At 32.8% G+C, this 15,644-nt stretch carries 16 protein-coding genes; 3 read left to right on the top strand and 13 right to left on the bottom strand.

Annotation, left to right across the window (positions count from 1 at the left end; genetic code table 11):
* Positions 1 to 17: 17 nt before the first annotated feature.
* The 4 genes from Q9B79_RS04595 to Q9B79_RS04580 form a co-directional block, all read right to left on the bottom strand.
* A complete protein-coding gene (locus Q9B79_RS04595) occupies positions 18 to 878 on the bottom strand; it encodes a DegV family protein (protein ID WP_306182796.1) in 861 nt (286 codons plus the stop codon).
* A 479-nt stretch (positions 879 to 1,357) separates the two neighbouring features.
* The gene (locus Q9B79_RS04590; RefSeq protein WP_306182795.1) at positions 1,358 to 1,810 is read right to left on the bottom strand and encodes a spore coat protein; all 453 of its coding nucleotides are present in this window, start codon (positions 1,808 to 1,810) and stop codon (positions 1,358 to 1,360) included.
* A 14-nt stretch (positions 1,811 to 1,824) separates the two neighbouring features.
* Positions 1,825 to 2,025, bottom strand: a complete 201-nt coding sequence (locus tag Q9B79_RS04585; protein ID WP_000342253.1) for a spore coat protein W — start codon at positions 2,023 to 2,025, stop codon at positions 1,825 to 1,827.
* A 366-nt stretch (positions 2,026 to 2,391) separates the two neighbouring features.
* A complete protein-coding gene (locus Q9B79_RS04580) occupies positions 2,392 to 2,877 on the bottom strand; it encodes a spore coat protein (protein WP_306182794.1) in 486 nt (161 codons plus the stop codon).
* A gap of 840 nt (positions 2,878 to 3,717) precedes the next feature.
* On the opposite strand from Q9B79_RS04580, the gene Q9B79_RS04575 reads away from it, so the two are divergent.
* On the top strand, positions 3,718 to 4,149 hold the full coding sequence (locus tag Q9B79_RS04575) for a GNAT family N-acetyltransferase (RefSeq protein ID WP_306182793.1): 432 nt from the start codon (positions 3,718 to 3,720) through the stop codon (positions 4,147 to 4,149).
* A gap of 525 nt (positions 4,150 to 4,674) precedes the next feature.
* Here the strand turns inward: Q9B79_RS04575 and Q9B79_RS04570 are convergent.
* Together Q9B79_RS04570 and Q9B79_RS04565 are read right to left on the bottom strand one after the other, a co-directional pair.
* Positions 4,675 to 5,445, bottom strand: coding sequence for a GNAT family N-acetyltransferase (locus tag Q9B79_RS04570; protein WP_306182792.1), 771 nt, complete (start codon positions 5,443 to 5,445; stop codon positions 4,675 to 4,677).
* A 231-nt stretch (positions 5,446 to 5,676) separates the two neighbouring features.
* Positions 5,677 to 6,456 (bottom strand): BC_2878 family exosporium-associated protein, encoded by a 780-nt coding sequence (locus Q9B79_RS04565; RefSeq protein WP_306183323.1) that lies wholly within the window; start codon positions 6,454 to 6,456, stop codon positions 5,677 to 5,679.
* Positions 6,457 to 6,679: 223 nt separating this feature from the next.
* On the opposite strand from Q9B79_RS04565, the gene Q9B79_RS04560 reads away from it, so the two are divergent.
* Positions 6,680 to 7,000, top strand: a complete 321-nt coding sequence (locus tag Q9B79_RS04560; RefSeq protein WP_001062733.1) for a hypothetical protein — start codon at positions 6,680 to 6,682, stop codon at positions 6,998 to 7,000.
* A gap of 54 nt (positions 7,001 to 7,054) precedes the next feature.
* On the opposite strand, the gene Q9B79_RS04555 is transcribed toward Q9B79_RS04560, so the two are convergent.
* From Q9B79_RS04555 to Q9B79_RS04535, 5 genes are all read right to left on the bottom strand, one after another.
* Positions 7,055 to 8,590: an MDR family MFS transporter gene (locus tag Q9B79_RS04555; RefSeq protein WP_306182791.1), complete on the bottom strand. Its 1,536-nt coding sequence runs from the start codon at positions 8,588 to 8,590 to the stop codon at positions 7,055 to 7,057.
* 23 nt (positions 8,591 to 8,613) lie between these two features.
* Entirely contained in the window at positions 8,614 to 9,321 is a 708-nt protein-coding gene (locus Q9B79_RS04550) for a cytoplasmic protein (protein ID WP_306182790.1), read from the bottom strand.
* Positions 9,322 to 9,339: 18 nt separating this feature from the next.
* A complete protein-coding gene (locus Q9B79_RS04545; RefSeq protein ID WP_306182789.1) occupies positions 9,340 to 10,050 on the bottom strand; it encodes a bactofilin family protein in 711 nt (236 codons plus the stop codon).
* Between the two features lie 13 nt (positions 10,051 to 10,063).
* Positions 10,064 to 10,687: a YhbD family protein gene (locus tag Q9B79_RS04540; protein ID WP_306182788.1), complete on the bottom strand. Its 624-nt coding sequence runs from the start codon at positions 10,685 to 10,687 to the stop codon at positions 10,064 to 10,066.
* A gap of 159 nt (positions 10,688 to 10,846) precedes the next feature.
* On the bottom strand, positions 10,847 to 12,583 hold the full coding sequence (locus Q9B79_RS04535; protein WP_306182787.1) for an ABC transporter substrate-binding protein: 1,737 nt from the start codon (positions 12,581 to 12,583) through the stop codon (positions 10,847 to 10,849).
* A 101-nt stretch (positions 12,584 to 12,684) separates the two neighbouring features.
* Here Q9B79_RS04535 and Q9B79_RS04530 point away from each other — a divergent pair, with 101 nt between their 5' ends.
* Positions 12,685 to 13,911, top strand: a complete 1,227-nt coding sequence (locus Q9B79_RS04530; RefSeq protein WP_306182786.1) for an MDR family MFS transporter — start codon at positions 12,685 to 12,687, stop codon at positions 13,909 to 13,911.
* Between the two features lie 82 nt (positions 13,912 to 13,993).
* On the opposite strand, the gene Q9B79_RS04525 is transcribed toward Q9B79_RS04530, so the two are convergent.
* Entirely contained in the window at positions 13,994 to 14,662 is a 669-nt protein-coding gene (locus Q9B79_RS04525; RefSeq protein ID WP_306182785.1) for a YjgB family protein, read from the bottom strand.
* Positions 14,663 to 14,690: 28 nt separating this feature from the next.
* Complete coding sequence (locus Q9B79_RS04520) at positions 14,691 to 15,536, bottom strand: aminopeptidase (protein WP_306182784.1); 846 nt, start codon at positions 15,534 to 15,536, stop codon at positions 14,691 to 14,693.
* Positions 15,537 to 15,644: the final 108 nt, after the last annotated feature.

Genomic DNA, 15,644 nt, shown 5'->3' with positions numbered 1-15,644 from the left:
ATCAAAAGATCAATCCTTTACTCTACTTCATTTAAGAAAAATAACGTTATAACGCCAGGTCCTGTATGTGCTCCGATTGCTGCACCAATTGTATTTATGATAAATACTTCACAGCCAAATCTTTCTGTAATTAATGCTTTTAACGCTTCAGCTGTTTCTAAGTCATCACCGTGAGTCATAGCGATTGTTTGACCTTTAAGGCCTTTTCCGCGCTCTTCCATAATATCAACAATACGGCTTAATACTTTCTTTTTCCCTCGTACCTTTTCAAGTGGTACAAGTTTTCCTTCTTCCACATTTAAGATCGGCTTAATATTTAGTAAACCACCGATAAAACCAGCTACTTTACTTAAACGTCCACCTTTTACAAGGTACTGTAAATCAGCTACAGTAAAGATGTGCTCCATATGGTTCATTAGAAAATCAACACGTTTTAAAATATCTTCTTTTGATGCGCCTTCTTTCGCCATTTTAGCAGCTTCTAATACGACAAGCCCTTGGCCAAGCGAAGCACATTTCGTATCAATAATTTCTAAATCTAAATCAGCATATGTTTCTTTCACTTCTTCTTTAATAACAATTGACGATTGATATGTACCGGACAGTTCAGATGAAAAAGCTAAATATATACAAGGATTACCTTCTTTTGCATAAGAAACAAATTTTTCTTGGAAAGTTTCAAGTGAAGGCAATGACGTTCTATAAACAGCGCCTTCTCTCATGTTTTGCAATAATGTAACTGACTCTAATGTAACTCCATCTAAATACTCTGTTTCTGCTTCATCATAAACACGGAGTGGAATTAAATCAATATCATATGCTTGCAGCAATTCTACCGGTAAATCCGCCGCACTATCCGTAATGATTTTAACACCCATTTTTAAACCTCTATTCTGTTATAAATATAAAAAATATAAAATAAAAATAGTACTTTTAAATTATATACGTAAAACTTAAATGAAGAAAGGAAAACACTTTATATTGTATGCACTATTCTTCAAAACTTGAACTGTTAATGAAAATGATTCTATTTTAAACACCTTTTTCTTATTATTTTTCTATAACACGAGTAATTTTATAAGTATTTTGTATCATTATATTTTAATTCTTTATCTTAATATAATCTTTTCAAATTTATACTGTTTAAAATTTAAAAGCCAAATCCAATAAAGGAAATGGCTTTTAAATTTTCATAAAATAACCGAAATTTATTTTCCATCACATTATTTGTTTACATTCATGCTTTGGTGATATTGAATATTAGTCCAGTTATGATGAATATTTATAGCCTGTACTATAATTAAAACAGTGAATATTTACCTGTAAGATGCACTATATCTAAAAAAGGTTAAACATTTTATAAAATATTTAATTTTACTAGTAAAGCCAATAAAATTTGGAGAAGAATTTGAACATTTACTGCTATGTCTGTATCCGTAGTCGTAACCGTAACATTTCTAGAATTTCTAATAACAGTTTCTTGTTTATTAACTTGTTTAATAGATGATTTTTGAAACAATTCTTGTGCTACACGGTCAGCTTTTTCACTATCTGCTATAGATATACTTATTATAACCACGATAGCTGCTTGTAATGCTGCTTGAATAGATAACGCAGCTTTTGTATCTGTAGTAGTAACTTCTACATCTGCTGAATCAACAATTGTAATAGATTCTTCAGAAATTTGGTAAATTTTACTTTCTTGCGCAGCTGCTTCTGAAACGCTAGCATTTTTAAAAGATGGATGAGGATTTGAGGAATCTAATGCACTCCACTTTTTATTTTCATCTGAATGACATGTTTTTCTCATACGTTCACCCCCTTTCAATCTAAATAATTATTAACTTGTGATTGTATTTCAGAAACAATGCTTTTAATTTGCTGCTTTTTTTCTGGCGATAAATTTTTTAGTTTTTCTTCATTTATCCCATGCCTATTAAAAATATCTGAGAGTAAAAGGTCTATGATTATATTCTTTTGATCCTTATCAAACTTAAAGGAAGAAAATTTGTTTAAATCATCCATTTACAATATTCACTCCAATCAATTTTCTATAAAAATTTCAAATAACTACGAGCATTATATGTATTTAAATAAAAATTGCTTGGACAAGTAACTTAATCTTATATTTTTCACTGCTTTTTACTAATAAAATCAAAAAGCTGTCTTCCAATACGAAGACAGCTTTCCCTTACTTAATATATAAGTTTTAATTACTGTTAAATAATAAATTCACCTTTGTTATTGTGTAGTTTTCCACACTTAATTTCCCATCAATCTTGAATATTAATTCAGTCATAATGAAAAAGTCCAAGCTTGTACCACATATTACACCAAAAAACATTTACTTAGAGTGAAAACCTATAGCTAAATATCCATAGAATAGACACTTTATAAAATGTTTAATTTAACTAATAAAGCTAATAAAATTTGAAGGAGAATTTGAATATTCACTGCAATATCTGTATCAGTAGTTGTTACCGTTACGTTTCTGGAATTTTTAATAAATGTTTTTTGTCTATTAATTTGTTTAATCGATGATTTTTGAAACAATTCTTGTGTTATTTTATCTGCCTTTTCACTATCTGCTATAGAAATACTTACTACAACCACAATAGCTGCTTGTAATGCCGCTTGGATAGATAGCGCAGCTTTTGTATCTGTAGTAGTAACTTGTACATCTGCTGAATCAACTATTTCAATATATTCCTCAGAAACTTGATCGATTTCATCTGTTTGTATAGCTTCCTCTAAAAAATTTGCATTTTTACTAAATGAATAAGAATTCAATGATTCGCAATCCTCTTTTTTCGGCTCACAATCCCGGTTTAATGGATCCCGGTTTTTCTTTCTTCTACAAACTTCACATTCACACATAAAATCACCCCTTTTAGTCTTAAAAATTAGCAATATTAAAATATTGACTAACTAATAGCATTTTATGTATTTTTTAAAAATTTGTTTGGACAAGTAACTTAATCTTCTACTTCTTTTTCTAATAAAAAAAGCTGCCTTCTAATAGGAAGACAACTTTCTTTGTGACTACTCTAGAATAGATTTCATACAATATAATTGTTTCTTTCTTATAACCTGAGTTCGTCACTTTAGTTATAAAAATGTGGGTATATCCTATAACCTTTTTTAGGGATCATCCATAATTTATTTCATAAAAAGTGCTTTGTTTTACTGAAAGGTGGTTGCGGAAACAACCGCCTTTTTATTCGGAACAAAATAAAACTTTTATATAAAAGGCCCATAATTAAATACACTTAACTTCATATGATATATTGCATCCTTTCTTTTTAGAATGAGTAGTCGTTACTAAAGGGCACTTTTCGAAGTGCTCTTATTTTTAAATCCCATTTCCTTTTTCAGAAGGAGTTTTTTACTAAATACTAATGCGATTTTTATCACTCGGACTGTTGATTATCATATTTCCTCACTAGTTCCAATAAATATAGTAGCTATTAATTAAAGTAAGCCTATAAACTCTATACGCTTAAACAATAATACATTACCAAACACATGAACCACTATTCTTTTTGACTATGTAACACTATATTCACAAGGTTATTTTCCTTTGCCTGGTGAAGCCATCATTTCACCCCCAACAAACCCACACCTTTAACTAATAACTTAAACAAATGTGCTATAGCTAGGTTCCATCTTATGTTCTATATAATGGAGATAGAGCTAGTATTCGGAGGGAGGATGTATATGAATATCCAACTGGCCACATCTAATGATCTAGAATGGATTAATAATCAATATGACTCAATAGGATTTGTACGAAGTGATTTAAATCGAGATATGGTGGCAATCATTACATACGACAATGTGTATGCAGGTGTTGGTCGATTAGTCCAAATAGATAAAGATACGATAGAAATGGGCGGGATTTTTATTCTCCCTAAATTTAGAGGTTTACAATTAGCTGGGGAACTTGTTTCATTTTTAGTAGAAACTGCGAAGAAATTACAAGTACAACATGTATATTGTCTTCCTTTTGAGGAATTAGAAAACTTTTATAAGAAATATGGCTATACTGAGGTCGATACTGCTAAAGAAGTAGTTCATCCAATTATTCTAAAAAAATATAATTGGTGTTTAGATCACTACGATAAATGTGTTTTATTATGTAAGCTGTAATTGCGCCTAAAGAAGACGTATATAAAAATATAAATCACTATACAACTCACTTTATTTGGTCACTATCAGCTTCTACAAGTTATACAATTACTACATACGTTTCTTTTTCTCCTCTCATTACTTTCGTATAAAAGATTATTTTGTTTAAAATTATCTTAAATCGTATTCCAACAAACTAATCAGAAGGCGAATTCCTATATAATACAATTAAGTGATGAAAAGGAGCGTTATTCATGATAGATGTAGTAAGACTTGTTATCTTTATTGTAGTTGCAATTGGTGCCATTTTTAACATTTACTTAGAATGTAAAAACCTAAAAAAAGTATATTCTCAATCGTTTTTCTATCAGTACTCTTTATTGGAGCCTCAGGTTTAATCAAAGATATTTTATCAAAACTTTTATAGTTATTTGATTAAAAATTACTATTCCGTCAATAATGTAAATTACATGATTGTATTTCTCCATTCTCCTTTGGAGAGGAGCAGCTAGCTTTTGCTAGCTGCTCTTTTATTTAAAAATGAATTCATCTATTATCCACAAAATACGTATCATACGCTTTATCAAAAACATATCCTAACTTTTCTGCTAGTTTTGCAGATGTAGTATTTGCTGCATCCCAGTTTGGATATATCCCTTTTTCTAAACAATCCAAGATTAACGCCGCACTAACTATAGTTGCCAACCCTTTTCTTCTATGATTGTGATCAGTCGCCACTTCGATTTCAATCCCATTATCATAAATGCTATATGATGATGCACCACATACAACTTCTCCTTTATACAAAATACTAAACCCTATACCTCGGTTTAAATAATCTTCGACTGATTGAAATTGACTTGTAAAATCTTCTGAAACCTTATGTAATGTAGGGTTATTTACAATATGTGCATCTATTCTTCGTAACTCATATCCTTTGGGAAGCACTGATATAAAAGATTGCAATTTTGAACAATCAAAAACTTCCGCCTTCCGTTTGAATTTATAACGTAAAAACTTATCTATTTTTCTTTCGTAGTATGTTTCTAAACGCTTTTTCCACTCTTCACTATTTACGATTACTAACATTCTCTCAGGAATATTACCTAATAATTCTTCTGTTTCTTTCGCATTCGAATCCCCAGCGTAAAATGTAAAAATCCCTACCGTAACTTGCGCTACTGTTGGATTTTCAAGATCATTTACCCAAGCGGTACCCATATGTCCTTGTAAATAAGAAAGTAAAACAACGTTATTGAAATCTTGGAACATAGTAACTAATTTTTCTCTTGTAAGTATATTCGCTTCATATATCATTTACATTCCCACTTTCCTTAGCATCAATGTACTTCTACTTTTTTTCAAAATTCCTTTTATGCTACATATAGGCAAACGTCTACTAAACTCTATATATTGTTAAATTATTCATAAATATAAAATTATTATAACATCTAATAATAAGTAAAGGACTGTCATGTAAAAAGGGTTACAGATAATATAATGTAAAAACCCTCAACATTAGTTTAAGGGTTCATTTAAATATATATGTTATAACTCATTCTTATAAACAAATGATTCTGTTCCTCCGTTTTTATATACTTTAGTCCCTTTAACAACTGATGTGTACATATTATCTTCATTCGATATCATCTTTTTCATCTCTTCTATCTCCGCATTACCAGCCCCACGCTCGATTTTTAAACAGTTCGATATGTTGAGATATCCACTCGATGCGAAAAGAATAATAAACGTAAGGTCAGGGAAATTAATGAACAGTATTCCAAACTTTAAAGGATTCACAGCCGTATCAGATAAAACTAACCGAAAGTTTAATAGTTCCGGCACTTGAACAAAATCTTTAGAAACAATCGCTTCACCTACTATAGTAATTTGCTTTACGATATTCCCCATCTCATCTATAAACTCAGTACAACTAGGTGCATCAATTGTTTTTGCTTGTAGAGATACATTTAATTCTGGATTGTGAAAATCAAAAAAGAGTGTACTTCCCTCTGTTAAACATTGCGGGCACACATTTCCAAGTAGACTAAAATCCTCTTCAATAAATTTAACTTTCGTTTTACAACTACAAATTTTTCCTATTCGAATTGCATCAATCCTAGAGCAATCTACAAAGATAACCTCATCTTCCTCTTGTACAAATGATACAATCCCTTTTCTCTCATTAAATGAAAGGAAATAGGATACAACAATTTCATTTCCAGCTATTACGATACTTTCCACTTTAGTAAACGGTTCTAGACTTTGTAAAAATTCACATATGCTTTTTTGATCACATTGACAATTTCGTCTCGACCCACAACCCACTTTCACTCCATCCCTTCCCTATATGTTTTATCTAATACATATAATATGAGCGGAATATGAGAAAAGCTTGGACAATATAACTTTAACGGAAGGAATTTACACTAACACTAAGGAATCATACATATTTTTCGCTATAAATACATATAACAATTTCATCTTTCATGAAAAAAACGTTATAATGAAGTGTAGCCTCTACGATTACGTTATAAAGGAGATTAAAACAATGGCTAAAATTAAAGTATACCAAGCAAAAGAAGAAAATATGGAAGCAGTAAAAAACATCATTGATGTTGAGGAACAAAACCCAACTGCTGAAAACTTACAAAATCTATACGCATGTGTATTAGATACTGAAGATATGGCATTGCCTGAATCATACATTGAAGAAGATATCTTAATTGATTCTATTGAAGTTATGGTTAACGCTTCTCAAAGCAAAGTAAGAGACTTAGGTGCTTACGATGTAATCGAAGTTCAAAACAAAGGTAAGAAAACACAAATTTTATTATTAGCAGACGAAGAATACGAAATCATCGAAGGCTAATCTAAATCCGTACATACGAAAAAGCTCCCTTCCAATTGGAAAGGAGCTTTTTCATTACGCTTTTGATGTTTCGCTCTTTTTATTCATTTGTTGTTTCTTAATTACCATGCGCTCATTTCCCATAAAGAAAATAAATATGAATGCTAAACCAGCTGGTACCAATGCCCACATAAATGTTTGGACAATGGAACTAGAAAGAGCGTCAATAATTTTATCTAATATTTGCGGCGGGATTTGAGATCTTGCCGATTCTGATAGAATAGCTCTTGAATCTCCTAAAGCGTTTGTATTCATTCCCCCGCTCATCCCTTTAAACGCTTCTTCTAATTGATCTTGGAAACCTGTTCTTTGGATCATTCCGAAGATTGTAATACCTAATGTCATTCCTAACGAACGAATGAAGTTACTCGTTGAAGTTGCAGACCCTCGCTGTTCCATACCAAAGTTGTGAATAGCTGCCATACTTAGTACAGAGAATGAGAATCCAACTCCAAATCCAATACTAATCATATACACTGTTAATAATGCACGACTTGTTTCTGGTGTTAATGTGCTTAATAAGAATAGTCCAATTAGCATAATAACCGCAGAAATAATCATAATGTTTCGGTAGCTAAGCTTCGTCGTTAAAAATCCGCCTAACTGTGCTGTTACGACTGATCCTAACATCATCGGTAAAAGTAATAATCCTGAGTTTGTTGCACTCCCGCCGTATACACCTTGAATGAATAACGGTATGTACACAGTTGCTGACATAAACGCAGCACCGTAACATAATGCAATAATAGTACTCATGCCGAATAATCGCTGTTTAAACATTTCAAATGAAATAATCGGTTCTTCTACTTTACGTTCAATGAAAATGAATGCAATAATTAAAATAGCGAACCCACCAAATAAACTTAAAATAAAACTAGAATCCCAATCATACTTTTGTCCACCAAGTTCTAAAGCAAACATTAAACAAACTACTGCACCAACTAAAGTAATTGCACCAAACCAGTCAATTTTTTGCTTTCTATGAACTCGTGACTCTTTATAAAAGAATGTAATAAAAATAAGTGCTAAAACGCCAAGTGGTAAGTTAATATAAAATACCCAGTGCCAGCTAATATAATCTGTAATATACGCACCAAGTAACGGACCAAAAATACTGGATAAACCAAATACTGCTCCGAATAATCCACCCATTTTCCCGCGCTTTTCTGGAGGGAAAATATCAAAAACGATAGTAAACGCGATCGGCACTAATGCCCCGCCGCCAATACCTTGAATGGCACGATAAATACCTAACTGTGTAATATTTTCAGCAGTACCACAAAGTGCCGAACCAATCATAAAGACGATTAAACCGAAAATAAAGAATCTCTTTCTACCATACATATCTGATAGTTTACCGAATATCGGCATCCCTGCCATTTCTGCGACCATATAGGCAGAAACGACCCATACAAAGTTTTCAAGACCTCCTAAGTCACCAACAATCGTTCCCATTGCTGTTACGACAATGGTATTATCCATCGATGCCATTAAAATACCTAGCAATAAGCCCGCCACAACAAAGCCGAGCTTATTATTCTTCTCAACCATAACCTTGCTCTCCCTCGTACTACTTATATTTGTTTATGTTCTTTTACAACTGCATTACCTTTTTGGTTAAAGCTAGTATGATATTCTACAACGCTAATTTCACACCCTGGACCAATAGTAACGTTGTTTCCTCTTACTACTTCAGCAATAGTATGCTCTAAATAAATTTCATCTCCTTCAATGATAGACGTTTGGAGGCTACCAGTATGACTTGTAAATGGAATAAATCTCGCTTTTTTACGAACAGAAATCTTTTTACCACCGATTTCTCTCACTTTGCTCCCTTCATAACGAAGTGAAATTTCAATATTTTCAGCATTAAGTAATCCATCACTTTCAAGACCACCCGTTAGTGATAATTCCTCTACTTCAATATCTCCTTTCACATTTAAAGCGCCTTTCACATCTACGAAATCACCAGTAAACTTTCCCTTAACTTCTATCATACCTCTTACTTTTGTTTTTTCAATATGTGCATCACTATGCATTTGTGTATTTCCATATACTTTTACATATTTCGCAGTTACATTTCCTTGTACTTCACTATCACCATACACAACATAGTTTTTCACTTTCATATTACCGCGTACTTCACTCGTGCCATACGTTTTAAATTCATTACAGCTCATATCATTAGAAATTGTTCCTTCACCGCGTATCTTCACTTTGTTATAATCTCCGCCTGCCGAACTACCAGAACCATTGACAGTTAGACTATGTTGATGTTCCATATTACTTACTCCCTCCCATTAAACCTGCTTTATTTCTTTTACATTTGCGCTTTTATCAACAGTAAGAACACCCGTATATTCAATCAGTTCAATCTCACAGTTCGGTCCTACTGTGACATTATTTCCTCTTACCGTTCTTATGTGGGCATAATCAATATCGATATTGTCACCTTCTAATAGTTCCGCCTCTAACTGCATACCAAATACGGATTTAAACAGTCTACTAAAAGCGCTTAATCTATGTTTTACTTTAATCGTTTGACCACCAATTTCTTTCGCTCGACATGTACCGTGAATATTAATATTTATTTCATCCGCGCTTAATAATCCGCCAATTGTAAATTGTCCTTCTGAAGAAAAAGTATCCACTTCGCAATTCCCATCAATTGTCGCTTGCCCATTGACTTTAAATTCTTCACCCGTGACATTTCCACCTATCGTACCTTTTCCGGCAATTTTCAAACTATTTGCCTTCACATCTTGCGTAATTGTTGCTTTCCCATCAATTCTCATCATTTCTGCATGTACTGTACCATCGACTTTTCCAGATCCGCTAATACGTGCACTGTTACTTTTTAAATCGCCAGTAACGGCACCGTAACCGTTACATTCAAATTGATCGCATTCAACATTGCCATTCACAGTTCCTTTTCCGTTTAATTGCACTTTATGAAACTCGCCACCATTCGATGAACCGTAACCATTAATAATCAAATTATCTGTACGCATACTTTCTCCTCCACTACAAAAGTTTAGTTTTTAATGCTTCGGTATATTTCATAATCGCTTTGCGTAAAACAATTTTGGTGCCTTTTTCAAAAATCAAATCATCCACGTTTGAAACTAAGAAACAAGTAGAAATCCCTAACTTTCGGACGATAATTAAATCACAAGTTTTATGCTTAATCGCTTCATAATTTTCACTTAAAACTTGCAAGACCATTTTTCCTTCTTCTAAACTAATCTCTCCCGATTGTAGTAATTCTTCTAACATATACACATACAGAATATCTGCAAACTGAAACTCTGTTGTTTTATTCGTTTGTTCTATAAAGAATTGTAAAACTGGCTCTGATGCAATCCCTTTACGTAATATGTCTTCCTTTGTTAAAAGGATTTCTCTTACACTCGGTGAAAACATATTTGCTAGTTCATCAAGTGATAAATCCTCTTTCATCGTTTGGATTTTATCAATACGCTCTAATATCTTTTCTTTCGGAAAAAATGTCTCTTGACCCGTGAATGTTGACTTTCGTACAAACCAATCTTCCGGTATTAAATTTTTTCTTTTCCACCTATATAACTGTCCGTATGAAATACCAGTTAGTTCTAATAAATCTTTTTTTGAAATTAAATCTGTACTCAACTGTATAACACTCCTTCCTGATAACAATGTAACATAACACTGTTACGCTGTAAATAGACTTTTCTCATAAGTAGCGTAACAATGTGTAAAACAACCCTGTTTCACACAAAAAAACAGGGTTGTTACGCATCTTATAAAATGCGTAACAACCCTTATATATCAACTTGTAAACCATATGTCATAAAAATCAATCCAGCCTTGTGAATTAATCATTATATTTTGTACTTTTTCATGAGAAGTTACTTGTTGTTTGTTACGGTATAAAGGAATAATATGAATGTGACGTAACAAAGTGTCTTCAATTTCACGTAACAATGTAACTCTATTCTCTAATTGTTCTTGTTTAAAATAAGAGGACAACGTTTTATGAAAGTCCATGCTGCTTTGCCCATGAATAAAACTATTTCTTGTAAGAAACATATATAGCAGACTATCTTCAATTCGTTCGCTAATAGTTGCACTATCATGCATCATATCAGCCTTCTGTATCGTACTTATTTCCAATAACTCTTCTATGTCAAGAAAATTAGTTTCTACACGAATCCCGTACTTCGCACACTCCTTTTGTATCCATTGTACATCTTCAACGTGATCTCGTCCTGTAAATGTATAGAGTTGTAGCACTTCATTATGATACATACTTCTCTTAATTAAACTTTCTATATCTTCCTCAATTTCTACTATGCTTTCATTTGCTAATATTAGTTTCTTCGCTACTTCTCCACGTTCTCCGCTAAGTTGTTGAACAATTTTATCGCCATGAATAATTTGATGTAGCGCCTTTCGCAATAGCTCATCTTGCATTGGCCCTTCTTTTACAAGATTACACGTTACATATGTCACGTTCGATTCAAGCCGAGAAATTTCTTTATTATGTTTTTCTTTATCTTTATACTGCGCCTTTACTAACACGTCATATGTATATACACTTCGCTCCACATTCAATAGTTCAATTCGGTCAAGGAAAGGTCTTTCGCGATAATAGAAATCATGTGCTTCTAGTACAAATAGATTTGCATTCTTCTCCCTTAATGAAAAAGGCCCTGTACCAATGAAGTTTCCTGCTTCATCTTCATGTACGATAGAACACTGTTCTGCGCTGAGCATATGTAAAAACATCTTATTTTCCGTATGTAATCGAATTTCAACAACATATTCATCCACCGCACGGACATTTTCAACATGTTGCAACATCCATGCATGTGGGTTGTTTTCAGCTTTCATAAATCGATTCAATGAATGTATAACATGATGTGCGGTAAGTCGTTTTCCATTATGAAGATGAACTCCTTTTCGTAAATAAAAAGTCCATACCTTTTCTGCATCATCAAATTCCCAATGAAAAGCAATCCTTGGTTCTATAGAGTTTGTTTCTTCGTTTACATATACAAGTGTATCAAAAATATGTTTAACCATATGACATTCTGAGCGCATTGTAGCGTAAACTGGATCTAAAGCAATGTCCAAATTCATTTGTACTTGCAAACGAAGGACATCTTTCCTTCCTTCAGGTGTCCGTTCTATTTGATGACCAAATATGGAATCTACCCAAGCTTCATACTCTTTCTTTACTAAAGGAAATTGTGAGCTGTAGCGTTCCACAAATGAAATTCCACTTTTCACATCTCCTTTTTTCGTTAGTTCTTTTCCTCTCTCTAAAATTAGTGTCATCGGTTGCATTTGAAAGATTAATTTAGAACGATTCCCTCTCCCTCGCCCTGGAAACCAAGCAATCCAACGTAATTCTTCTAATCTTTTTATAATTAATTTACTATTACGCTCCGTACAAAATAGTGTTTTTGCTATCATTTGTACGGTTACTTCTAATTGTTCTCCTTCTTGTCTCCCTTTACCATGGATACACCATAGTTCAATATATTGATCTAAAATAAACATCATACTCCCCCTAAAAGGTGAAAAATAACCCCTTTTGTTTCTACCCTTTTTCCATTTCTCCTTTCATCTTATCATTTCAATATAGAAAGGAGGAATCAATATTGAACAATCTTATACTACGTTATAATAAACCCATTATTATTAGACTGTGCGGCGAATTATTAACCCGAACGACTGAATCTATGTTAGCTCTTATTATGATTATTTACGTTAATAAAATGTTAAACGGTAATATAATAATCACCATGCTCATTTTCGGTCTACAACCTCTCTCAGACATTGTATTTACACTTATTGCTGGAGGAGTGACTGATAAATATGGGCGAAAGAAAATTATGTTACTCGGCTTATTGCTGCAAGGCGTTGCAATCGGCAGCTTCGTCTTTGCTCACTCTGTTTTTATATTTGCATTGTTATACGTCATAAATGGGGTTGGCCGTTCCTTATATATTCCCGCTCAACGTGCACAAATTGCTGATTTAACAAAGCAAAAGCAACAAGCAGAAATTTTTGCTCTTTTGCATACGATGGCTGCAATTGGTACCGTAATCGGTCCAATAATTGGTGCTATCTTTTATCGTACTCACCCTGAATATTTATTTATAATGCAAAGCATTACACTTATGATATATGCAGTAGTTGTATGGACACAGCTTCCCGAAACTGCTCCAGTACTTACAACGCCAAAACAAAAATTTGAAGTATCATCTCCAAAACAATTTGTATACAAACATTACGTCGTTTTAGGACTTATGATTTCTACACTTCCTATTAGTTTTTTTTATGCTCAAACTGAGACAAATTATCGCATTTTCGTTAAAGATATATTTCCAGATTTCGTATTCATGCTTGCTTTTATTTCAACATGCAAAGCTATTATGGAAATCATTCTGCAAATTTTCCTTGTAAAATGGTCTGAACGATTTTCCATGACGAAAATCATCCTTATTTCTTACGCCTGCTTTACAATAGCTGCAATTGGCTATGGGTTTTCAGCAACAATCTTGTCACTCTTTTTCACATTACTCTTTTTAGTCATTGGAGAAAGTATTGCTTTCAACCATTTACTTCGATTTGTTTCAGAAATCGCTCCTACAGATAAACGTGGATTGTATTTTTCAATTTACGGGTTACATTGGGATATATCTCGAACGTGCGGTCCTGTTATTGGTGCTGTTTTATTAAGTAAACTAAACGGTAGCATGCTATTTTATATTTGCGCTTGTTTCTTAATAGCTGGAGGCATTATACAAGCACTGTTTATTCAAAATGTAGAACGTAATAAAATGAAAAAAGACCTTTCGGAGCACACTCCTCATACTTTATAGGCTGCTTTCCTTATCATTTATCAGTAAAATAAAAAGAAGGATGTCACAAAAGTCTCCAGACTTTCGCGACATCCTTTCTTTATTAGCCTGCCATTTTATTAATACTATCCTCTGGTGAAAATACCGAAATATGATTTACTTTACCAGTCGATTTTGGAATAATGAATTTCAGCTCAAACTGATTGTTTACTTTATATACATATATTGTATCTTCCCCATTTACCTTAACTGCAGTTGATTTTCCTAATGCTTTCTCTATATCTTGTAATGTAATTGATTTTAGTTCAGCATGATAGGAGCGTACATCAAAAACTTGTGATCCTTTATTAAAACCGAAGGAAACATTTTTATTTGTAAAGGTAGCGTACATTCCATTTCCTGCTTGTTCCGTTTTATCTGCTTTTCCCCACGCTTTTTCTATTTCTTCAATATCTCCTGTATGTGCTGCGAACGGAACGTTAGGTACTTTTCCTTCTTTCGCTAATTCAAACAATTCTTTAACGTAGTTAATTGATTTTTGATTTATTACTGTATCTTTCGAGCGTGAATCTGTACCTGATTTTGTTGATCCTTCATTATTTGATTTTGCATCAGGTTCTTTCTTTTCTTCTGCAGAATTATTATGTTCATTTTTACTATTTTCCGATATTGGGTTTGTTTCCTTTTTTTCTTCTGTTTCTTTACATGCTGCTAATGCAAATAGACATGTAAAAGCGAGAAATAATATAACTAACTTTATATACACTTTCATACATTTCAGCCCCCTATAGTAACCCTAATCATTTTGATAACCAATCCATTACGCTACTTTTCAAATTATATTTGTTCCAAAAAGTAAATGTTTCACTTTCTCCTAGTGCTTGTACAACATCCTCTACAAAAGCTGTTCCTAAAAAATAACCAAGTCGGTTGTATCCAAAGTATTGTCCGCCAGATAACCGGAACCACTCTTTCTCTTTTTCGAACGTCCATCCTTCTATATAATCTGCCAAAAAACGTTTCTTTATATGTTCGTCATTTTCTATATAGCATTGTAACCAACGTTCACCATCATCGTTATATGAGTAGTATACTGATTCATTTACATCTTTCATAATTTGCTTTGATAAATATGTTGCTACACCTTCACGATACAAAGTAACTGCTGCGTCAGTCCACTCAGCTTTTGTCCAATCCATCCCATCTTTTTGTAACATAACATTATGATATATATGGCCTATTTCATGAGCAACAATAACACGAAGGTGATTTACATCTGGAGATAATTTTTCTGCCGCAAAAAATACGTCTCCAATGATTTCCCTTTCTACAAATGCATTAGAGCCAAAAGCTCCAACAAATAAATGAAACTTCATATTTACATCAAAGTTATATTTATTATGATATTCATTCGTTATCTCTTGAATAATAATCGGTAATGTTTCTGCAATGATATGAATACCTTCTATTTTTGCGGGATATTGTTTAATGGCAGTAGAAAGACGTTCTCTCGTTTTAGGACAATGATACTTAAAGTATTCTTCAAATACCTCAGGATGTGAAATGAAATATTGATTAAGAATTTCTAATTCAACATCGTCACTTTCCCATAATTTTAAAAAACTTGGAATTGTATTATTTATCATTTTTCCCATCTCCTTATATACCCCTTCTCGCCAATTACACTACAATCCTGCCTTAAATATAGAAAAAGCAACAAAGAAAGATGAGCTTTCTTTGTTGCTTTTTCTGTT

Origin of the sequence: Bacillus sp. MHSD_36, from assembly GCF_030757775.1 — a bacterium.
Taxonomy (GTDB): Bacteria; Bacillota; Bacilli; order Bacillales; family Bacillaceae_G; genus Bacillus_A.
The sequence above is the reverse complement of the archived record's forward strand: the minus strand, read 5'-3'. Positions and strand labels throughout refer to the sequence as shown.